Below are 21048 nucleotides of genomic sequence, written 5' to 3' on the forward strand. Positions count from 1 at the left end.
GCTGACGGGCACACGGCAGCGTCGCGTCCGGTCGGGTTGCGATCGGACGTTCGTCCTGTGCCCTGAGTGCGTATAGTCGGAAATGTCGCACCTCCCAGGAAACTGCCGCCACAGCACGAGGTCAAGCCGGTGGACGACGCAGCAGACAGCGCACAGGGCGTACGAACGGATGTGAACTCCGGGCGTCACGCCGTGGTTCGCAACGACAGCGGTCAGTACGCGATCTGGCCCGGCGACTTGACCGTGCCGGGCGGCTGGCACCTGGTGTACGGGCCGGCCGGCCGCGACGACTGCCGGGCCCACGTGGCCCGCGAATGGCGCCCGCCCGGGCTCGGCTTCTCCGGGCTCGGCTCCCCCGGGGAGCGCGGCCGCGGGCGGGCCGCGGGCGGCGGCGGCACCGTGCACGGACTGCTGCGCTCCCGCGCCGCGCAGCACCCGGACGCGGTCGCCGTCGCCGCAGACGACGCCACGCTGAGCTACCGCGAGCTGGACCGGCGCAGCGACCGCCTGGCGCGGGCGCTGCGGGCCCGCGGGGTCGGCCCCGAGGAGGTGGTGCCGGTCTGCCTCGAACGCGGCGCGGGCCTGGTCGTCGCCTGGCTCGGCGTACTGAAGGCGGGCGCGGCGCTGCTGCCGCTGGACCCGGCGTACCCGGCGCGGCGCCTGGCCCGGCTGGTCGAGGACAGCGGGGCGCGGGTGGCGGTCACCGAGGGCGGGGCGCTGCCGGGCGTCGAGCCGCTGCCGGTGGACGGCGTGGACGGTGCGGGCGGGCCCGACGGCGCCGGTGAGCCCGACGGTGCCGGGCCCGACGACCTCGCCTACCTGATCTACACCTCCGGCACCACCGGCACCCCCAAGGGCGTCCCCGTCACCCACCGCGCCCTGGTGTTCACCCTCGACCGGGTCGTCCACGCCTACGGCCTCGCCCCCGGCGAACGCGTGCTGCAACTCGCCGCGCTCGGCTTCGACACCGCACTGGAGCAGGTCTTCGCGACCCTGCTCGCCGGGGCCACCCTCGTCCTCGGCGGCGGCCGCACCTGGGCGCCCACCGAACTCGTCCACCGGATGCGCGGACTCGGCCTCGCCGTCGCCGACCTCACCCCCGCCTACTGGCACCACGTGCTCACGCTGCTCCCGCCCGGCGGGCCCGGCCCGGAGGGGCTGCGGCTGGTCGTCGTCGGCGGGGACGTCGTGCACGCCGACGACTGCCGCAGCTGCCTGGACCGGCTGCCCGGCGTCCGGCTGGTCAACGCCTACGGGGTCACCGAGGCCGCCGTCACCTCCACGCTCTGCGAGGTCACCCCCGCCCTGCTGGACGCCGGCGGCCCGGGCGGCCCGGGCGGCCCGGCCGCGCCGGTGCCGATCGGCCGCCCGCTGCCCGGCGTGCGGGTGCACGTCCTGGACGCCCGGCTGTCCCCCGTACGGCCCGGCGAGAAGGGCGAGATCCACCTCGGCGGGCCCGGCCTCGCCCGGGGCTACTGGCGCGCCCCCGCGGCGACCGCCGAGGCCTTCGTCCCCGACCCGTACGCGCCGGTGCCCGGCGAGCGGATGTACCGCACCGGCGACGCCGGGCGCTGGCGGGCCGACGGGCAGCTGGAGATCCTCGGCCGCTTCGACGACCAGGTGAAGGTGCTCGGCCACCGCGTCGACCCCGCCGAGATCGAGGCCGCCCTCGCCGCCCACCCCGACGTCCGGCAGGCCCGGGTCGCCGCCGACGGCGGCGACCCCGACGGGGGCCGCGCGCTCACCGCCTACTACACGCTCGCCGACCACGCCGACGCCGCGGCCGGTGCCGGGGCCCGCCGCGACCGGCTCCGTGCCTACCTGGCCGAACGGCTGCCGGAGTACATGCTCCCGGCCGCCTTCGTGGCGCTGGACCGCATGCCGCTCACCCCGGCCGGAAAGGTCGACCGCCGCCGGCTGCCGCACGCCGAGCCGCGCACCCCGGGACGGGCCGACGCGGGCGGCACCGGGGCGGCGGGCGGCGGGGGAGCCGTCGAGGACGCCATCGGGCAGCTGTGGGCCGAACTGCTCGGCGTCGAGGACGTCGGCCCCGCCGACGACTTCTTCGCGCTCGGCGGCAACTCGCTGCTGGCCATGGAGATGCTCGCCCGCGCCCGGATCATGCTCGGCCTCGACGTCACCCGCGTCCGCGCCCTCACCCGCGTCCTGCTGCGCGACGCCACCCTGCGCGCCTTCGCGGCCGCCGTCCAGGCCGCCCGCGCCGCCCGCGCCGCCGGCGCCGGCCCCAGCCCCGGCTCCGCCGAGGCCGCCGTCGACTGGGCCGCCGAAGCCCGGCTCGCCCACCCCGTCCAGCAGTCCTGGAGCCCGGCGCCCAGCCGCGCCGAACCCGCCGAGATCCTGCTCACCGGCGCCACCGGCTTCTGCGGCGCCCACCTGCTGCACGCCCTGCTCGCCACCACCCGGGCCCGGATCCACTGCCTGGTCCGCGCCCCCGACGAGGAGCACGCGCTGGAACGCCTGCGCGCCGCCCAGCAGCGCTTCCTGCGGCACGACCTCACCGACACCCGGGTGGTGCCGCTGGTCGGCGACCTCGCCGCACCCCGGCTCGGGCTGACGCAGCGTCAATTCGACGGGCTGGCCGGGAGTCTGGACGCCGTCCACCACCTCGGCGGGCAGGTCAACTTCCTCTACCCGTACCACCAGCTGCGCGCGCCCAACGTCGGCGGCACCCGCGAGATCATCCGCCTCGCCGGGCACAGCCGGGGCGTACCCGTGCACTACCTGTCCACCCTCGCCGTGCTGGCCGGCTTCGGCGCGGCCGGCGTCCGCGAGGTCACCGAACGGACCCCGCTCGCCCATCCCGACCGGCTCGGCGTCGGCTACGTCGAGAGCAAGTGGGTCGCCGAACAACTGCTGCACGAGGCGGCCGCCGCCGGGCTCCCGGTCACCGTGCTGCGCACCAACGACGTCACCGGGGACCTCGCCACCGGCGTGATGAACACCGGCACCGAGATCTGCGCGCTCATCGCGTACCTGGCGGACAGCGGCACCTGCCCGGACGTGCTGCTGCCGCTCGACTTCGTCCCGGCCGACCGCTTCGCGCGCGCCGTCGCCCACATCGCCGCCCACGCCCCCGCCGACGGCGAGGTCTATCACCTCACCTCGCCGCGCCCCGCCGACCTCGCCGACCTCGCCGAACGGCTCCGGGCCCGCGGCCACCCGATCGCCGAACTCCCGTACGGTGACTGGGTGCAGGGCCTGGTCCGGTTCGCCGCCGGGCACCCCGCCCACCCCGTCACGCCGTTCGTCCCGCTGTTCGTCGACCGCGCCCCCGGATCGGCGCTGTCGATCAGTGAGCTGTACTTCCGGCCCGTCTTCCCGCTGTTCGACCGCGCCAACACCAATGCCGCGCTCGCCGACAGCGGGATCGACCTGCCCGCCGTCGATGCCGGCCTGCTCGACCACTACCTGGGGCGGCTGGCGGCGGAGGGCTTCCTCGGGCCGCCGGCATGAGCCCCTTCGACGGGCTGGACGTCCAACGCGGGCCCGGTGGCGGGCCGGTGGCGTTCGGCGCCGGTCTCGGCGCGTCGGACCTGCTGGCGGCGTACCGTCGGGGCCTGTTCCCGATGCCCGCGGCGGACGAGTACGCCGGCGCCTACAACGAGGCGCGCTACGAACAGGCCGTCGAGGCGGGCGAGGTGGTGCTGCTGCCCGGCGGCGACGACCCGTACGCGCTGGCCTGGTGGTCGCCCGACCCCCGGCCCGTCCTGCCGCCCGACGGCGTCCGGCTCGGCAGTCGCCTCGCCCGGCGGCTGCGCCACCGGCCGCAGTGGTGGACCAGCGCCGACCGGGCCTTCGGCGAGGTGCTGGCCCGCTGTGCCGAGGGCCGCCAACCAGCCTGGCTGACGGGTGAGTTGAGGGCCGCACTGGAGCAGCTGCATGTGCTCGGGGCCGCCCACAGCGGCGAGGTGTGGGAGGGCGAGGAGCTGATCGGTGGGGTGTTCGGCGTCGCCGCCGGGCCCGTCCTCAGCCTCGACTCGATGTTCCACCGCCGCCCCGACGCCGCCCGTGTCGCCGTCGCCGACCTCGGGGTGCGCTTCGGCGCGGCCGGCGGGCGGCTGCTCGACGCCCAGTGGGACAGTCCGCACATCCGCAGCCTCGGCGCCGAGCCGGTACCCCGCTCCCGGTACCTGGCCGAGCTGGCGGCGGACGCCGTGGTGGGCCCGCTGCCGGGAGCTCCGCTGCCCGTGGCCCGGCTGGTCTGACCTGCGCCTTTTACCTTGCTTGGCCTGTCTTCGACAAACTTATTCCCCGTCAGTAACATGACGCCGCGTGTTCAAAAGCTCCATAGGCAGGGCCCTCGGCCCCGCCCTCCTCACCCTCGCCCTCGCCGGGGTCGCCGCCTGCGGGCCGACCACCTCCGGCACTCCGCAGGCCGCCGCCGGCACCACCGAAGCGGCCGTCACCACCGGCACGACCACGACCACGACCACGACCACGGCCGCCGCCGGCGGCCAGGCCCCGACAGCCCCGGCCGCCGGCACCCCGCGCGCCCGGGCCGCCGCCGCCCCGACCACCGCGGCCGCCACCGCACGGCCGACCGGTGCCGCCGGCGCCGCCGGTGCGCCGGTCACCGCCGCCCCGGCCGGCGACCGGCAGGCCGCCGTCGCCGCCCCCGCCAAGGACGGCGGCGCGGCCACCCCCGCCGGGCAGAACCTCCAGCTCACCGCGTACGACCCGGCGGGCGGCACGGCCGTCCTCTCGGCGCCACCGGCAGCCGGGCCCACCGCGACCGCCGGCGCGACGCCGACCCCCGCCCCCGCCGTCCAGCCCGGGCAGCTCATCGCCAGCCCGCCCACCGCCGCCGCGCCCCAGGGCGCGCTGGTCGCCGTCACCGGCGTCCGCCCCGGCGCGGGCGCCAGCCTCAACCTGACCACCCGCCCCGCCACCCTCGCCGAACTCCTCGGCGGCACCGAGGCCGACGGCCAGGTGCCCGTCGACCCGCACGGCATCACCGTCACCCCGCTGGTCAAGGACCTCAAGGCCGTCGTCGGTGCGGACGGCGGCGGCGTGAAGGCCGACGCCTCCGGCACCCTGGAGGTCGACGTCAAGGCCCCCGTCCCGCTGCCCGACGGCGCGAGCGTGGACGCCTCCGGCTCCCTCCAGCTGCACCCGGCCGTCCACTTCGCCTACCACGGCGCCGCCGCCGGCAGCCCGCGCACGGCCTCCATCGGCTTCGACCTCGGCGCCCACGCCCAGTGGAAGGTCACCGGCGACGTCGCGCGCAGCACCGGCGCCGCGCCCGTCCGGCTGCCCTTCGCCACGTTGCAGGCCAGCCCGGTGCTCACCGTCGCCGGACTGCCCGTCGTGGTCAACCTGAAGCTCACCTGCTACCTGGAGGTCAGCGCCGACGGCCAGGTCCACCTGGAGGCCGAACAGGAGGCCACCGGCACCTGGGCCGTCCGCGCCGACTACACCGGCGGCAAGGGCTGGACCCCGACCACCGACGCCGACACCAAGGTCTCCCCGATCCGGGTGCGCCTCACCGGCAAGGCCGGCGTGCGGGCCGCGCTCGGCGCCGAGGTCTCCGTCGGCCTCTACGACACCGTCGGCGTCCAGACCACCGTCGCCCCCTACCTGCGGGCCCAGGCCGAGGGCTCACTGACCGCAGACTCCTCCGGCAACCCGCCGCAGGCCCAGGGCAGTTGGTCGCTGGTCGGCGGTGTCGACCTGACCGGCTCGCTGCTCGCCCACCTCAAGGTCTTCGGCACCCCGGTCATCGAGGGCACGTACCCGCTGCCGCCGTTCCACCGCGAATGGCCCCTGGCGGCGGGCTCCGCGGCCCTGCCGTCCCCGCGCCCGAGCAACTGACCCGGGCACGCCCCGGGCTCGGGGTCCGGTTACTGCTCGGGCGGTACGCCGGGCAGCGGGGCCACTGCTCCCGACGTACCTCTGACGCACCGACAGGTCGTGTCCCAGGGCGATGATCCGGTGCCGGGTGCGCTGGAAGGCTGACGCGCAGGAAGTCGGCCTGACCGACTTCCTGCGCATCCGCACCCATCACCGCCAGGAGACCGCATGACCACCCCCAAGGCCCTGCGCCGCGTCGCGGCCGCGGGCCTCGCCCTGACCGCCTGCCTCGCCACGGCGCCCGCCGCCACGGCCGCCGCCGCCGAGCGCGACGACGGCCCCGCGAGCGCCGCAGCCGGACTCGACCGCTACCACCACCAGCGCCTCGACTGGCGCAGCTGCGTCCTGGGCCCCGACGACGAGGTCGGCCGCGGCCTGGAGAGCACGGGCGCGCGCTGCGCCGACTACGGCCTCGGCGACACCCGCGCGCAGGTGCGCGCCACGATCGACCGCGTCGTCGCGGCGGCCGAGCGGGCGCCGCTCACCGTCGGCACCGCCCCCGACGTCTTCCGGCTCGACGGCAGCCAGGTGCCCGCCCTGCTGTTCGCCGGGCTCGCGAGCGACCTCGACCCGGCGCGGGCGGGCCTCGCCGAGCAGCTGTCCGTCCTGGCCAAGGCCGCCGACGGGCAGCCCACCCGGGTGTCGCCCGGCTTCGCCGCCTTCCTGCGGGAGGCGTTCACCAGCGCGGGTTCGGCCACCGGCTCGACGGCGCCTTCCAGCACGCCGGCTTCGGCGTCTACGGCAACGCCTGCGTCGACGACTCGGTGAACACCTACCTGGCCACCGGCCACCTCCCGGGCAAGGACCGCACCTGCGCGAAGTAGCCCCGAGAAGCCGTGGGCAGCCGTGGGCAGTCCTTCCTGATCAACCGAAGGCTGCCCTAGGCTGCGCCCATGCTCTCTGTGGTGGTGGCCCCCTGGGCGGGTGAGGCGGAGCCGGTGTTCGTGCGGGCGCCGGACGAACTGCATGATGCCGCGAGCACGATGAAGGTCGCGGTGTTGGCGGCGCTCGCCCGGGGCGGGGTGGATCTCGATGCCGAGGTGCCGGTGGTGAACCGGTTCGAGTCCGTGGTGGGCGGGGAGTTCGGCAACGATCCCGACTGGGACAGCGATCCGCTGCCGTGGGAGCTGCTGGGCACGCACGTGCCGCTGCGGCTGCTCGCCGAGCGGATGATCACGCACTCCTCCAACCTGGCCACCAACCTGTGCCTGGCCCGGGTCGACCGGGCGGCGGTGGCCGAGGCGTGGCGGCGGGCCGGGGCGACGCGCAGCGCGAGCCCGCGCGGGATCGAGGACTACGCGGCGCGCGACGCCGGGGTGCACAACCTGGTGAGCGCGCGGGACCTGGTGCGGCTGCTGCACTCCCTGGGCGGGGAGCCGGAGTTGCTGGCGCTGCTGGAGCGCAACGCGTTCCGGGTGGATCTGGCGGCGGGCCTGCCGCCGGACACCCGGATCGCCTTCAAGAACGGCTGGGTGCCGGGCGCCCGGCACAGCGTGGGCCTGGTCCACCCGCAGGACTGCCCGCCCTACCTGATCGCGGTCTGCTACACCGGCCCGCTGGCCTCGGGTGAGGACCGTACGGACCCGGCGGCCCGGCTGCTGGCCCGGGTCTCGGCGGCGGTGTGGCAGCGGCGGCACGAGCTCGCCGGCGCGTGAGCCGACGCGTGAGCCGGCGCGTGACCCGGCCGCCGGCCTGCTGCACGGGGCTGTGCAGCAGGCCGGACAGGGGCTTTAGTACGGCTGGACGAGGACGTGGGCGGCGCCGGGGATGCCGACCTTGAGGAGTTCGTCCTCCTCCGGGGCGGTGGGTGTGCCGGTCTCCTGCTTGAGGATGGCCCGGGAGAGCGCCTGGACCCACATGGCGCGGGGTCGGCGGCGCTCCTCCCAGGTGGTGAGCGCGGCGGGCACGGTCTCGGCGGCGTCCAGGCTCTGGGCGAGGACGAGGGCGTCCTCGACGGCCATCGCGGCGCCCTGGGCGAGGTGCGGGGTGGAGGCGTGGGCGGCGTCGCCGGCGAGCGCGATCCGGCCGACGTGCCAGGGCTCCTCGACGCTGACCTGGGAGATCCGGGAGTAGACCACGGCGGACGGGTCGGTGACCTGGGTGAGGGCCTCGGCGATCGGGCCGCCGAAGCCGGCCAGGCGTTCGGCGAGCTGCTCGTGGGCGTGCCCGGGGTCGGGCCGGAAGTCCTCGGCTTCGGCGAACACCGAGCCCAGGTACATGAGGTCGTCGCTGATCGGGGTGAGCAGCGCCTTGGCCTTGAGGTTGCCGGTGGACATCACCACGCCCTGGACCTCGGGCGACCGCGGCAGGGTGACGCGCCAGTTGGCGAAGCCGGTGTACTCGGGCGCGTACTTCTCCCCGTAGAGGCGCTTGCGCAGCGGGGAGCCGATGCCGTCGAAGCCGACGACGAGGTCGTAGCGGCCGCGGTGCCCGTCGGTGAGGGTGGCGTCGATGCCGTCGGCGTCCTCGGCGAGGTCGGCGATGGTGGTGCCGAAGCGCAGGGTGGCGCCGGCCCGGGTGGCGGCGGTGGCGAGCACCTGGGCGAGGGCGGGGCGGGGGATGCCGTTGTTGGAGGGGGCGTCGCCCATCCGGGGCTGCGGGATCTTGGCGAGGGTGGCGCCGGTCGGGTCGCAGATGGTCAGCACCTCCCATTCGAAGCCGGCGGCGAGGCAGTCGTCGAGGACGCCGATCTCGCGCATCACGTGGAGGGCGTTGGAGGGCTGGATGATGCCGACGCCGAGGGCTTCCAGCTGGTCGCGCAGTTCGGCGACGTCGACGTGGTGGCCGCGCTTGGCGAGGGCGGTGGCGAGGGTGAGCCCGCCGATGCCGCCGCCGTGGACGAGGACGCGCAGGGGTGAGGTCATGGGGTGGCTCCTGGGGAAGGGAGGTGGTTCAGCCGACGTTCAGCCGACGGGGGCGGCGGAGAGGTCCATCAGGTGGTCGACCAGGGCGAGCAGCAGGTCGCGTCCGAAGGCGCGTTCGCGGACGTCGCCGAGGAGCATCGGCACCTGCGGGTCCAGGTCGAGGGCGGCCCGGATCTCGTCGGGGGTGCGGGTGTTGTGGCTGTGGAAGCAGTTGATGGCGACGACGAAGGGGATGCCCCGGCTCTCGAAGAAGTCGATGGAGGCGAAGCTGGTGTCGAGCCGGCGGGTGTCGGCGATGACGATGCCGCCGAGGGCGCCGTTGACGAGGTCGTTCCACATGAACCAGAAGCGTTCCTGCCCGGGGGTGCCGAACAGGTAGACGACGAGGTCCGGGCTGACGGTGATCCGGCCGAAGTCGAGGGCGACGGTGGTGGTGTCCTTCTGGTCGACGCCGGACAGGTCGTCCACGCCGACGCTGGCCCGGGTCAGGTACTCCTCGGTGCGCAGCGGGGTGACCTCGCTGACGGAGCCGACGAGGGTGGTCTTGCCGACGCCGAAGCCGCCCGCGATGAGGATCTTGACGGCGGCCGGCGCGGTGGCGACGCCGGCGTCGGCGGCACTGCTGGGGTGGGGTGTTGCCATGGTTCAGAGTCTCCGGAGTCCTTCGCGAACGGCCGTGAGCAGGCCGAGGTCCACGCCTCCGGCGGCCCGGGCCACCGAGAGCGGTGCCCGGGCCCGCAGCAGGCCCTGGGCGACCAGGTCGCCCAGCAGGATCTTGGTGACCGAGACCGGGAGGTCCAGGCCGGCCGACACCTCGGCGACGGCGGCGGGCCGCCGGCAGTGGTCGAGGATCATCCGGTGCTCGGGCTGGAGGCCGCGGGCACCGGCGCGGCTGCCCCGCGCCAGGGCCCGGTCGGCCTCGTCCTCGACGGTGGTGAGCACGGTGATCAGGGTGAGGTCGTCGCGCTCGGGGGCGGTGCGGCCGCGGGTGATGGTGTACGGGCGCACCATGGCGCCCGACTCTTCCTCGGCGTCCTCGTCCGGCAGTTCGCTCCAGTGCGGGACCCCGCCGCGCTGCCCGTTCCCGTTCCCGCTACCGCTACCGCTCCCGTTTCCGTACGGGCCCACCGGTGTCAGCTCCGGTTCCGGGCGGCGAAGGCGTCGAAGCCGGCGCCGGCCTCGGCCCGCACCGGGGTGGTCATCTTCTGGCCGACCTGCTGCACCAGGGTGTGCATGGCGACCGACATGACCTCGGCGTCGACCTCCTGGGAGGCGACGACGGCCAGGTGGGTGCCCTGGGCGGCGGCGATGATGAACAGCCAGCACTCGGCGAGTTCGACGATCACCTGGTGGACGGCCCCGCCGTCGAAGAGCTGGCCGACGCCGCGGGCGAGGCTCTGCTGGCCGGTGGCGACGGCGGCGAGGCGCTCGGCGTCGGCCCGTTCGATGGTGCGGGAGTGGCTGACGACCAGGCCGTCGTCGGAGAGCAGGACGGCGTTCCTGGTCCCGGGCACCGAGTCGACGAGTCCGTCCAGCAGCCAGTCCAGGTCCTGGTGGGTGGCGATCGTTCGGTTCATGACTGGTCATCCGTTCGTGTGGTTCGGGGGTCCGCGGCCGGCAGGGCCCAGGGGGAGGGGCCGGGCGCGGGCGTCGGGGAGCCGGCGGGGGCGGTGGGGGGAGCCGGTGGGGTCACGGCCCCGGGCAGCGGGTGCTCGCCGCTGTCCTGGGCGCGGGCGGCACGGGACTGGCGCTGGAAGGCGCCGATCGTCGCACCGGAGCGCTTCGCCGGGCGCTGGAAGGGGCCGCCGGCGGGCTCGGTGCCCTGGGCGGCGGGTTCGGCGCGGGGCCCGGCGGCGGGCTCGGCCCACTGCGGGCGGGGCGCCGGCGGGACGCGCAGTTCGGCGGCCAGGCTGGCCTGCCGGACGCGCTGGGGCAGCGGGGGCTGCTCGGTCTCGGTGGGGCTGAGCGGCACCGCGGAGGCGTACTCGCGGCGCCGACGCCGTTCGGCCAGCCGGTAGTGGTCGGCCGGGCGGTACTGCTCGTCGGCGTAGGGGGCCTCGGCGTCGGTGACCCGGGCGTAGGCGATGTCCGGGTAGGCGGGCACGTCGTGCGAGGGCCGCTGGTCGGCCGGGGCGTCGGGGGCCGGGGAGCTGTGCTCGATCGGCTGCTCGGCATACGGGGTGGGGAACGGGGTGGGGAACGGCGCGGGCTCGGCGGCGGGCGCGGCCTCGGGCTGGACGTACTCGACGTGGCCGAAGGCCTGGACGGGGGCGGTCAGCGGGTCGTGCGGGAACTGCTGGGTCTGCGGGAGCTGCTGGGTCTGCCCGAGCGGTTCGACGTGCCCGACCGGTTCGACGTACCCGAGCGGTTCGGCGTACCCAGGCTGCTCCACGTGCTGGACCTGCCCGAAGGCCTCGACCTGCCCGAACGCCTCCACCGGCGGGAAGGACTCCACCGGCGGGAAGGAGTCGGCCGCGGCGAAGGCCTCCACGGGCGGGAGGGGATCCGCCGGCGCGAAGGACTCTCCCGGCGGGAAGGAGTCCACGGGCGCGACCGGCGGCCCTGCCGGCGCCGGCGCCGGGGCCTCGTTGGAGGCGGTGAGCAGCGCCTTGCGGGAGCGCCGCACGAGCGGGATCGGTTCGACGGGGGCGTCGTCGGGCAGTCCGGCGTCGCCGTCGATGACGAGCTCGTCGGGGACGAGCACGACGACCCGGGTGCCGCCGAAGGCCGACGGCCGGAACTCGATCTTGAGTCCGTGGTGCGCGGCCAGCCGGGCGATGACGTAGAAGCCGAGGCGGACGTCGTCCGCCCGGGCGAGCACGTCGGTGCGGGGCGGGCGGCTCATCAGTTCGTTGGCGGCGTCGTACTGCTCGGGGTCCATGCCGAGGCCGCGGTCCTCGATCTCGACGGCGAGTCCGCGGCCGACCATGGCGGCCCGGACCTCGACCGGGGTGGGCGGCTTGGAGAAGGTGGTGGCGTTCTCCATCAGTTCGGCGAGCACGTGCGCGACCGGGCCGACGGCCCGCTCGGACAGCCACGGGTGGCCCTCGACGTCGATCATGATCCGGCGGTAGTCCTGCACCTCGCCCTGCGCGGCGCGCAGCACGTCCAGCAGCGGGACGGGCTTGCGCCAGCGCCGCTGCGGCTGGCCGCCGGCCATGATGACGAGGTTCTCCTCGTAGCGGCGCAGGCGGGCGGTGAGATGGTCGAGGTCGAACAGGCCCTCCAGGACCTCCGGGTCCTCGTGCTTGCGCTCCAGCTCGTCGAGCTTGCGCAGCTGGCGGCCGATCAGCAGCTGGGTGCGGCGGGCGATGCGCTGGAGCAGCCGCTCGAAGCCGCGGTGCTGTTCGGCCTGCTTGACGGCGGCCTCGACGGCGGAGGCGCGGGCCAGGTTGAGGGCCTGGCCGAGGCGGGCGAGCTCGTCGGTGCCGTTGCCGTGCGGGCCGGCGGTGATGGTGCGGGAGTCGGCCTCGACGTCGACCTGCTCGCCGCGGCCGAGGCGTTCGACGACCTCGGGGAGGGTGCGCTCCATCTCCTCGGCCTGGGTCTGGAGCTCCTTGATGCGCCGGCGCAGCGAGCGGCTGAGCCGCCAGGAGGCGATGATCACCGCGACGACGGTGATCAGGCCGACGACGGTGGTCAGCACGACCGTGGTGAGGAGGGAGAGGATGGTGCCCTTGCCGACGTCGACGATGCCGCTGGTGCGGGTCTCGATGACCTTGACCAGCTGCGGGTTGAGCTGGTCGAGGGCCTGGCGCCACTGGTCCTGGGCGGCGGGGAGTCTGACGGTGCCGTTGGCCTCGGCCGCGGTGGGCTTGGTGAGCGACTGCTCGACGACGGCCTTGGCCTGCCAGGCGGGGCTGTTCATCAGGTCGTGCCAGGCGGCGGACTCGCCGTCCGGGATGTACGGGACGACCTGGACGGCGAAGAGGTGCTCCTGCGCCCCGACGGACTGCTGGACCTGCTGGTAGTCGGTGACGGTGAGCCGCCCGGTGGGCCAGCCGCGGGCGAGGATGGCGTCCTCGCGGGCGAGCATCTCCTTGGCCCAGAAGGCGTTCACCAGGGTCTTGGAGATCCAGGTGACCTCGCCGGTGTCGACGTGGCTGAGTGCGGTGAACAGCCGCAGGTCGACGGCGATCAGGTCGGTGTAGTACGTGTAGAGGGTCTGCTGGTCGATCGAGCCGTGGTCGACGGCGGCGCGCTGTTCGGCGAGCTTGCCCATCGCCTGGCGGGCCTCGGTGACGGCGGTGCGGACCTCTTCGGGGGCGCTGTCGGCGGTCTCGCCGGAGAGGACCTGGAACTGGCGGACCGCGTCGTCGGTCTGCTGGCGCTGGCGGCGCAGCTGGTCGGTGTTGCCGCCGGGCCGGGCGAGCGCCTCGGCGCTGAGCCGGCGTTCTTCCTGGAGGCTGTAGTAGACGATGTTGGACGGCTGGCCGGCCTTCTGGGCGAGCAGGCCCTGGGCGGCCTGGCGCTGGAAGGCGAAGACGGTCTCGCCGCTGGTGACCGCCCACAGGGCGGCCAGGGCGATGCTGGGGACGACGGCGAGGACGAGCAGCGCCGTCCGCAGTGACAGGCGCGGACGCCTGCGGGGGGCCTTCGGCGTCGGGGGCCGCCGATTCGCACGCGCGCGCAGAGCAGTCTCCTTGGGGATGGCGGCCGGCCTGAGCGGGGCGGGCCGTCCGGGGCACGGGCTTGACGAGGCGATACTAGTCATACCGTGTGATTGGAGTGAAAGTGCGTTCGCCGCCTGGACCGTGGTCACACACGCTCCGGACACAATGTCATCTGACGGTTGATCGTACGTGCTCGAAGCATCCCAGTTCGGAGCGGGTTGACGAGGCGTCGGCCGCCGGAGCGGGCGGCCGGGTGGCCGCTGTGTGAAAACTGTGTGCCCGCGCTCCGGATATCCGCCCGGTCGGTCGGTCGGCTGCCCGGTCGGTTGATCGGCTGCCGCCCCGCCCGCCCCGCCCGCCCCGCCCGCCCCGCTCAGTCGGCCAGCAGGCGCGACCGGGTGGCCTCCAGCTCGGCCGCCAGCACCTGCCCGGCCTCCTCGGGATCACCCCGGTGCAGCGCCCCGACGAGGTCCGCGTGCGACGCGTAGCCGTGGTTCGGGTCCCCGCTGCGCAGCCCCAGCACCCCCACCAGGGCCACCAGGTGCTCCCTCAGGACGGGCGCGAACTGGGCGAACAGATCGTCCAGCACCGGATTGTGCGCGGCCGCCACCACGGCGGTGTGCAGCGCGATGTCGGCGTCCACGAAGGCCGCGTCGTCCGCGCCGCCCGCCGCCAGCCGGGTGGCCAGCGCCGCGTCCACGGCGGTGAGGTCCGCCTCCGTGCGGCGCGCGGCCGCGAGCCGGGCCGCCTGTACCTCGACCATGGTGCGCACCTCGTAGACGTGCGCCAGCTCCGCCCGGCGCAGCCGGGTCGGCCAGTCCAGGGCGGGCCGGTCCGCCGTCACGAACACGCCCGACCCCTGTCGGCTCTGCACCATCCCGGCGCCGGCCAGCGCGCGCAGCGCCTCCCGGACGGTCGAGCGCCCGACGCCCAGTTCCTTCGCCAGGGTCACCTCGCCCGGCAGCTTCCCGCCCACCGGCCAGTGTCCTGCGGTGATCTGCTCCTCCAGGCGTCGGGTGGCCTGGTCGACGAGGGGGGAGCGGTGGAGGGGGCCGAGCGGGGACATTCGCGTTCACCTGTCAGCTTGTCTGAGGACTTGGTTCGTGGTTAGTCTACCCGGCATGCAGCCGTGGAGTCTCCCTCTGGGTGGCCTTCTTCTTGGTGGCCGCAGCGGGGCGTGACCGGACCGGCACCCCGCTGCGGGGCGCCGTCCTGCCGGTCCACCGGTACCTCCGTAAGGACTCATCATGCGATTCCCGACCCTGCGTACCCCCGCCGGCCCCGTCCCGGTCACCGCCCCCGCCTGGAACCCGCAGCGCCCGGGTGCCATGCCCTCCCACCGCTACCGGCCCGCCCACGAGCGCGTGCACGTCCCCGCACTGATGCGGCGCTGGCCCGGCCGACGGATCGGCCACGCCCCGCTGTGGGTCCCCGTCGACCTGCGCGACGGCAACCAGGCACTGGCCGAACCCATGGACCCGGCACGCAAACAGCGGATGTTCGACCTGCTCCTGGCCATGGGCTTCAAGGAGATCGAGGTCGGCTACCCCTCCGCCAGCCGCACCGACTTCGACTTCGTCCGGCAACTGGCCACCGTGCCCGGCGCGGTGCCCGAGGACGTCACCGTCGTCGTCTTCACGGCGGCGCGCGCCGACCTGATCGACCGCACCTTCGAGGCCGTCGAAGGCCTGCCCCGCGTCGTCGTCCACCTCTACACCGCCACCGCCCCGCTCTGGCGCGAGGTCGTCCTCGGGCGCGACCGGCACGAACTGCGGGCCCTGATCACCGAGGCCGCCACCCACCTGGCACGTCGGGCCGACGGCCGGCCCGGGGTGCGCTTCCAGTTCTCGCCCGAGGTGTTCAACCTGACCGAACCGGACTACGTCCTGGAGGTCTGCAACGGCCTCACCGAACTGTGGGACGCCAGCCCCGACCGGCCCGTCGTCCACAACCTGCCCGCCACCGTCGAGATCGCCACCCCCAACGTCTACGCCGACCAGATCGAGTACCTGCACCGGCACCTGGAGCGCCGCGAGTCGGTGATCCTCTCCGTCCACCCGCACAACGACCGGGGGACGGGCGTCGCCTGCGCCGAACTGGCCGTGCTGGCCGGCGCCCAGCGGGTGGAGGGGTGCCTGTTCGGCAACGGTGAGCGGACGGGCAACGTCGACCTGGTGACGCTGGCGCTCAACCTGCACACCCAGGGCGTCGACCCGATGCTCGACTTCTCCGACCTCGACGAGATCCGCCGCACCGTCGAGCACTGCAACCGGCTGCCCGTGCACGAGCGCCACCCCTACGCGGGGGACCTGGTGCACACCGCCTTCTCCGGCACTCACCAGGACGCCATCAAGAAGGGCTTCGCCCACCACGCCAAGGTGGCGGCCGAGTCCGGCGTCCCGGCGCGCGAGGCGCCCTGGTCGGTGCCGTACCTGCCGATCGACCCGGCCGACCTCGGCCGCGACTACGAGGCGGTCATCCGGGTCAACAGCCAGTCCGGCAAGGGCGGCATCGCCTACCTGCTCCAGACCGGGCACGGGCTGGAACTGCCGAGGCGGCTCCAGATCGAGTTCTCCCGGGTCGTGCAGGAGGCCACCGACGACAGCGGGCGGGAGGTGACGGCGGAGGAACTGTACGGGCTCTTCCGCGCGGAGTACCTGGACGCGGCGCCGGACTGGCCGTGGCAGGCCGGCGACGACTGGGCGGAAGTGGACGGCCGGCGCGGCGAGGGCGCCGGGCCGCTCGACGCGGTGGCCGACGCGCTGCGGGTCGACATCCTGCACTTCAGCGAGCACGCCGTCGGTGCGGGTGCGGGTGCGGGTGCTGGTAGCGACGCTGTCGCCTACGTCGAGGCCCGGGTCGGCGGGGTCGGCGGACAGGTGGTCTGGGGCGCCGGGCGGGACGGCTCGGTGCTCACGGCAGGCGTGCGGGCGGTGCTCAGCGCCGTCGGCCGCGCGCAGCGGGAGTGACGGCGGGGGTGACGGCCGTCGCGCCGGAGTGACCCGTACGGGCGGGAGTTGTACGGACGGGAGTCGGACGGAGACGGCCCACCGCGACACCGTGCGCGGTGGGCCGTGCCGTCCACCTACATCGGTTTCGGTGTGATCACCGCGAACGGCGCGCCCTGCGGGTCGGCCACCACCGACATCCGGCCCGCCACCATGTCGAACGGCGGGGCGAGGACGGTGCCGCCGTGCTTGACGAGGGCGTCCACGGTGGAGTCGACGTCGTCCGTCGCGAAGTACGTCAGCCAGTGCGCGGGCGTGCCGGGCGGGTCGTTGGCGAGCAGCGAGACCCCGCCGACGGCCCGGCCGCCGACCCGCAGCTCCCAGTACTGCTCGGCGCCCTGCGCCGGCTCGATCTCGATGCCGAACGCCGCGCCGTAGAAGGCGGTGGCGCCGGGCACGTCGCTGGTGTGCAGCTCGTTCCAGATCAGCGCGCCGCTCTCGTTGACGACCCGGGCGCCGAAGAACTCGCCCGGCTGCCAGACGCCGAACACCGCGCCCTGCGGGTCGGCGGCGATCAGCATCCTGCCGAGCTCGCCGACGTCCATCGCCGGGACCAGCAGGGTGCCGCCCGCGCCGACGATCGCGTCCTGGGTGGCCTGGGCGTCGGTGGTGGACAGGTAGCTGGTCCACACGGTCGGCGGGGTGGGCATCCCCTCCGGGGCCATCGCCGGGCCGATCCCGGCGGACGGCTTGCCGTTCAGCTCGCAGACCGCGTACCCGCCGAACTCGGCCGGGCCGACCTGCCCCTGCCAGCCGAACAGGTCGCGGTAGAAGTCCAGTGCCGCCTGCTGGTCCTGCGCCATCAGATCGACCCAGCACGGGGTGCCGGTCGTGTACGGGGTGGTGACTTCGGGCATTCTCGCTCCTTCAGGTGAGGTCCTGCGTCGGTCACCCTCTCGTCGCGGATCGCGCTCCGCCACTCGACACGCTGTCACGACCCGGCAGGTGGCGCCGGTCAGCACCGGTCAGCGCCGTCGAAGCGGGCAGGGCGGGTTCGACTCTGAAGGGAGGCGGCCCCCAACCGGCATTGGCCGATGGGGTGCCGTCAGATCGACAGCAGGAAGCTGACGATCACCCATGGCGGCCGTCGTGTTCCGGACGCCGCGGCAGATCTTCCGCATCCGGGTCGGGAAGATCGCTCGGCTGCGTGGCTACTTCGCGCCTGAGATGGTGAGTCGATGAACATCTGGCCGACCACGGCCGGCGTCAGGCCAGGGAGCGGAAGAAGGTCCGGATGTCGGCCACCAGCAGGTCGGGCTGTTCCAGGGCGGCGAAGTGGCCGCCGTGGTCGAACTCGGTCCAGTGCACGATGTTGTCGATGCGTTCGGCGAAGGCGCGGACCGGGAGGGTGATGTCGTGGGGGAAGACGGCCATGCCGGTGGGGACGGTGGAGGGGGCGGCCTCGGTCCAGCCGTTGCGGGCCGACTCCTTGTACAGCCGCGCGGAGGAGCCGGCGGTGGCGGTCAGCCAGTACAGCATCACGTTGGTGAGGAGGTGGTCCCGGGGTACGGCGCCTTCGGGAAGGCCGCTGTCGCAGTCCGTCCATTCGCGGAACTTCTCGATGATCCAGGCGAGTTGGCCGACCGGGGAGTCGGTGAGCGCGTAGCCGACGGTGTGCGGGCGGGTCGCCTGGACGGCGGTGTAGCCGGAGGTTTCGGCCTGGTGGCGGGCCCAGGTGTCGAGCCGTTCGCGGTCGAGGGCGTCGAGGACGGCCGGGTCGCCGGTGGGGAAGGTGGGGGAGGTGTTGACGTGCACGCCGATGACCCGGGCGGGGGCGGCGAGGCCGAGTTCGCGGGAGATGCCGGAGCCCCAGTCGCCGCCCTGGGCGCCGTAGCGCGGGTAGCCGAGGCGGTCCATCAGTTCGGCCCAGGCACGCGCCACGCGGCGGTAGTCCCAGTCGAGTTGGCGGGTCGGACCGGAGAAGCCGTACCCCGGGATGGAGGGCGCGACCACGTGGAAGGCGTCGCGCGGGTCGCCGCCGTGGGCACGGGGGTCGGTGAGCGGGCCCAGGATGTCCAGGAATTCGGCCACCGAGCCGGGCCAGCCGTGCGTGATGATCAGCGGGGTGGCGTCGGGTTCGGGTGAACGGACGTGCAGGAAGTGCACGTTGGCGCCGTCGATGGTGGTGGTGTACTGCGGGAAGGTGTTGAGCCTGGCTTCGTGTTCGCGCCAGTCGTAGCCGGTCCGCCAGTACTCGGCCAGGTCCTGGAGGTAGTGGAGCGGGACGCCGTAGTCCCAGTCGGTGCCGGGCAGCGAGTCGGGCCAGCGGGTGCGGGCGAGGCGGTCGCGCAGGTCGTCGAGCTGGTGCTGTTCGATCGCGATGCGGTAGGGGCGGATGTCGGTTTCGGCGGTCATGGCGGGGCCTTTCAGAGCTCGGGGAGGGGTCAGGTCGTCGGCAGGATGTGGGCGAGCAGGGCCGCTTCCAGGTCGCGCAGTGGGAAGGCCGGGTCCTCGGCGGCGAGGGTGAGGCCGCCGCGGATGCCGGCGAGGAGGAGCAGGCGGGCGGCAGCGGGGTCGGGGACGCGGCAGGCCGCCAGGGATTCGTCCAGGGCCTGGAGGAGGTCGGCGGAGGCGAGGTCGGCGCCTGCGGCGACCAGGACGGCGCGGGCTTCGGGGTCGGCGAGCAGGGCGGAGACGGCCCGGCTCTCCTCGACCTCCTCGGGGGCTGCGTCCAGGCCGAGCAGGGCGGAGCGGACGAGGAGTTGCAGGGTGGCGGCGGGGCTGTCGGCCGGCTGGGCGGCGAGCGCCGCGCGGGTCCGTTCGCGCCAGCCGTCGGCGATGTCGATCAGCAGGCCGTCCTTGCTGCCGAAGTAGCGGGAGGGCAGTCCGTCGGCGACGCCGGCCCGGGTGGCGACTTGGCGCAGGGTGGTGGCGCGGTAGCCCTGTTCTGCCATGAGCAGGACGGCGGCGCGCCGGATCTTGGCGCGGGTCGCTTCGCGGACGGCCGCCGAGGCCTCAGGCGTGCGGGGCATGGGGGTGTCCGGTTTTTGGTTGAACCATTGTTCAATATAAACACACGGCAAAGGTCCGCGTCACGCCCGGCGCGGGCCCGGGGAGTCGGAGGTGGCAGGGCAGCCGCTAGCCCAGCTGGTAGTGGACGATCTCGTCGGTCACGGTGGTCACGACGAAGCCGGTCTTCACCAGGACCCTTCCCGAGGCGGGGTTGCCGACGCGGTGCTCGGCGGTGACCCGTGGGGTGCGGTGGTGGGCGAGGAACCGGCGCACCGCTGTGGTGGCGTAGCCGTGGCCCCAGGCGTCCTCGCGCAGGATGTAGCTGAGGCTGCCCGTGCGGCCGGTGATGCGGAGTCGGACGATGCCGATCAGGTCGTCGTGGACGTCGATGCCGAGGACGCGTGCGGTGCGCGGCCGCTGCGCGTCGGCCTCCCGGGCTTCGCGTACGTAGTCGTGGGCCTGGGCGGCGGTCATCTGGCCGAACCACAGGTCGGCGACCGACCTGCCGCTGTAGATGCGGCGGACGGCGTGGGCGTCGGCCGGCCGCAGCTCGCGCAGGTGCACCCTTCCTCCAAGTCGCGGCGCCGGTCCGGGACTTCACCCTGTCGAACGGGAAGCCGACGGGAAGCCCCGGACCCTGGGCGGCTCAGGCGAAGATGAGGCGGAAGATCTGGTTGTAGACGAAGAAGCCGCCGGGCTGGCCGGGGATCGGCTGCAGGTTGAACGTCTCGGCGAATTGCAGCGGCTTGTCGAAGGCGTTGTCGATGGCGAGGCCGCCCGTGACGGTGACCAGTACGCCGTTGCCCGGGGCGGGCTGCGCGTCGGTGGTGTTCACCTTGTGCTTGACGGCGGCCAGTTCGGGCGTCGTCAGCTTCGCGAGGATGTTCTGCTGCCCCTGGAACTGCTGGCTTTCCCACGTGAGCATCGACTCGGGTCGGTAGAGGCTGGAGAGGTTCCCGCGTCCCTGGCTGCCGGAGTCGAAGGTGGTGTAGTAGTGGCCCACGAACGAGTTGGCAATGGCGTTGAAGTCCATGCGCGGAACGTACCAGTCCGCTCACAACAGGTGTGCGCTGTTTGACAGATCCGGCTGGGGCTGCCAGAGGGGCGGCCGGCTCGCCTTCCGGGTGACGGGTCCTCGGCGGTGGCGGTGTGGCCGCCGTCCGGGATGCCGCGCGGGGCGTCGCCCAGGTTGCGGCGCAAGCGAATGATGCCGGAGGGTGGTCGCATGGATACTCTTCGTGTGCGACCCTCGCGGCCCGCCCGTCGGCGGCGTCTCGCGCTCCTCGCGCTCCCCGTGACCGGTGGCCTGCTCGGCGCTGCCCCCGCCTCCGCGCCGCAGCAGGTAGCCCCGGTGGACCTGAGGACCGTCGTGACGGCCGCCGCCGCCCATGGGCAGCAGGTGTTCTCGGAGGCCGGCACCTCCTACTTCGCGGTGCCCGCCGGGGTGACCGAGGTCCTCGTCCAGGCCTGCGGCGGTGGGGGCGGGGGTGCCGGAGGGGGTGGCGGCGGCGAGGACTCCACCTTCGGGTCGGACGGGGTGGTGGAGGTGGGGCCGCGGGGTCGGGTTCGGGCGGGGGTGGCGGCGGTGCGGACACCGAGAACGGCGGCAGCGGGGAGTCGGGCTCCGCTCGCCCGGTGGGGTCGGGGGTCCGGCAGTCGGCTCTCCAAGGGGGCGCCGACGCGTCGTCGTCAGCGGTAGGGGGCCCGCGTGGCGGTCGCACCCGGCGCGGTGGGGGCCAC

General features: G+C 74.5%; 18 protein-coding genes. 7 read left to right on the top strand and 11 right to left on the bottom strand.

Going from position 1 to position 21048, the window contains the following annotated elements:
• Positions 1 to 171: 171 nt before the first annotated feature.
• The 6 genes from ACFWPT_RS00135 (at position 172) to ACFWPT_RS00160 (ending at position 7526) form a co-directional block, all read left to right on the top strand.
• Complete coding sequence (locus ACFWPT_RS00135) at positions 172 to 3474, top strand: amino acid adenylation domain-containing protein (protein ID WP_380478540.1); 3303 nt, start codon at positions 172 to 174, stop codon at positions 3472 to 3474.
• Positions 3471 to 4226 (top strand): leucyl/phenylalanyl-tRNA--protein transferase, encoded by a 756-nt coding sequence (locus ACFWPT_RS00140; protein ID WP_380478302.1) that lies wholly within the window; start codon positions 3471 to 3473, stop codon positions 4224 to 4226. The genes ACFWPT_RS00135 and ACFWPT_RS00140 overlap by 4 nt, the downstream gene beginning before the upstream one ends.
• Positions 4227 to 4293: 67 nt before the next feature.
• Positions 4294 to 5832: a hypothetical protein gene (locus ACFWPT_RS00145; protein WP_380478304.1), complete on the top strand. Its 1539-nt coding sequence runs from the start codon at positions 4294 to 4296 to the stop codon at positions 5830 to 5832.
• A 207-nt stretch (positions 5833 to 6039) separates the two neighbouring features.
• Positions 6040 to 6639 carry a hypothetical protein gene (locus ACFWPT_RS00150; protein ID WP_380368803.1) on the top strand — a complete coding sequence of 200 codons (600 nt, stop codon included), beginning with the start codon at positions 6040 to 6042 and terminating at the stop codon, positions 6637 to 6639.
• Positions 6636 to 6695, top strand: a complete 60-nt coding sequence (locus ACFWPT_RS00155) for a hypothetical protein (RefSeq protein ID WP_380369111.1) — start codon at positions 6636 to 6638, stop codon at positions 6693 to 6695. Before ACFWPT_RS00150 ends, ACFWPT_RS00155 begins: the two co-directional genes overlap by 4 nt.
• 69 nt (positions 6696 to 6764) lie before the next feature.
• Positions 6765 to 7526, top strand: a complete 762-nt coding sequence (locus ACFWPT_RS00160) for a serine hydrolase (RefSeq protein ID WP_063349791.1) — start codon at positions 6765 to 6767, stop codon at positions 7524 to 7526.
• A gap of 75 nt (positions 7527 to 7601) precedes the next feature.
• On the opposite strand, the gene ACFWPT_RS00165 is transcribed toward ACFWPT_RS00160, so the two are convergent.
• The 6 genes from ACFWPT_RS00165 to ACFWPT_RS00190 all read right to left on the bottom strand — a co-directional run bounded on the left by ACFWPT_RS00165 (position 7602) and on the right by ACFWPT_RS00190 (position 14414).
• Entirely contained in the window at positions 7602 to 8735 is a 1134-nt protein-coding gene (locus ACFWPT_RS00165; RefSeq protein ID WP_380478307.1) for an FAD-dependent monooxygenase, read from the bottom strand.
• A gap of 39 nt (positions 8736 to 8774) precedes the next feature.
• Positions 8775 to 9377: an ATP/GTP-binding protein gene (locus ACFWPT_RS00170; RefSeq protein WP_363366746.1), complete on the bottom strand. Its 603-nt coding sequence runs from the start codon at positions 9375 to 9377 to the stop codon at positions 8775 to 8777.
• Positions 9378 to 9380: 3 nt separating this feature from the next.
• Positions 9381 to 9863: a DUF742 domain-containing protein gene (locus ACFWPT_RS00175; protein ID WP_380478309.1), complete on the bottom strand. Its 483-nt coding sequence runs from the start codon at positions 9861 to 9863 to the stop codon at positions 9381 to 9383.
• Between the two features lie 5 nt (positions 9864 to 9868).
• Positions 9869 to 10312: a roadblock/LC7 domain-containing protein gene (locus ACFWPT_RS00180; protein WP_380478311.1), complete on the bottom strand. Its 444-nt coding sequence runs from the start codon at positions 10310 to 10312 to the stop codon at positions 9869 to 9871.
• Positions 10309 to 13449 (bottom strand): nitrate- and nitrite sensing domain-containing protein, encoded by a 3141-nt coding sequence (locus tag ACFWPT_RS00185; RefSeq protein ID WP_380478313.1) that lies wholly within the window; start codon positions 13447 to 13449, stop codon positions 10309 to 10311. The genes ACFWPT_RS00180 and ACFWPT_RS00185 overlap by 4 nt, the downstream gene beginning before the upstream one ends.
• A 272-nt stretch (positions 13450 to 13721) precedes the next feature.
• A complete protein-coding gene (locus ACFWPT_RS00190; RefSeq protein WP_380478315.1) occupies positions 13722 to 14414 on the bottom strand; it encodes a FadR/GntR family transcriptional regulator in 693 nt (230 codons plus the stop codon).
• Between the two features lie 181 nt (positions 14415 to 14595).
• On the opposite strand from ACFWPT_RS00190, the gene ACFWPT_RS00195 reads away from it, so the two are divergent.
• The gene (locus ACFWPT_RS00195) at positions 14596 to 16317 is read left to right on the top strand and encodes a 2-isopropylmalate synthase (protein WP_380478317.1); all 1722 of its coding nucleotides are present in this window, start codon (positions 14596 to 14598) and stop codon (positions 16315 to 16317) included.
• A 116-nt stretch (positions 16318 to 16433) separates the two neighbouring features.
• Here the strand turns inward: ACFWPT_RS00195 and ACFWPT_RS00200 are convergent, their stop codons facing one another.
• The 5 genes from ACFWPT_RS00200 to ACFWPT_RS00220 all read right to left on the bottom strand — a co-directional run bounded on the left by ACFWPT_RS00200 (position 16434) and on the right by ACFWPT_RS00220 (position 20341).
• Entirely contained in the window at positions 16434 to 17213 is a 780-nt protein-coding gene (locus ACFWPT_RS00200) for a VOC family protein (protein ID WP_380478319.1), read from the bottom strand.
• Between the two features lie 349 nt (positions 17214 to 17562).
• Positions 17563 to 18711, bottom strand: a complete 1149-nt coding sequence (locus ACFWPT_RS00205; protein ID WP_380478321.1) for an epoxide hydrolase family protein — start codon at positions 18709 to 18711, stop codon at positions 17563 to 17565.
• A gap of 29 nt (positions 18712 to 18740) precedes the next feature.
• Entirely contained in the window at positions 18741 to 19328 is a 588-nt protein-coding gene (locus ACFWPT_RS00210; protein ID WP_380368832.1) for a TetR/AcrR family transcriptional regulator, read from the bottom strand.
• Between the two features lie 106 nt (positions 19329 to 19434).
• Positions 19435 to 19872 carry a GNAT family N-acetyltransferase gene (locus ACFWPT_RS00215; RefSeq protein WP_380478322.1) on the bottom strand — a complete coding sequence of 146 codons (438 nt, stop codon included), beginning with the start codon at positions 19870 to 19872 and terminating at the stop codon, positions 19435 to 19437.
• A gap of 82 nt (positions 19873 to 19954) precedes the next feature.
• A complete protein-coding gene (locus ACFWPT_RS00220) occupies positions 19955 to 20341 on the bottom strand; it encodes a nuclear transport factor 2 family protein (protein ID WP_380368838.1) in 387 nt (128 codons plus the stop codon).
• Between the last annotated feature and the right edge of the window lie 707 nt (positions 20342 to 21048).

The sequence above is a fragment of the Kitasatospora sp. NPDC058478 genome (assembly GCF_042720345.1).
In the GTDB taxonomy this organism is placed as follows: domain Bacteria; phylum Actinomycetota; class Actinomycetes; order Streptomycetales; family Streptomycetaceae; genus Kitasatospora.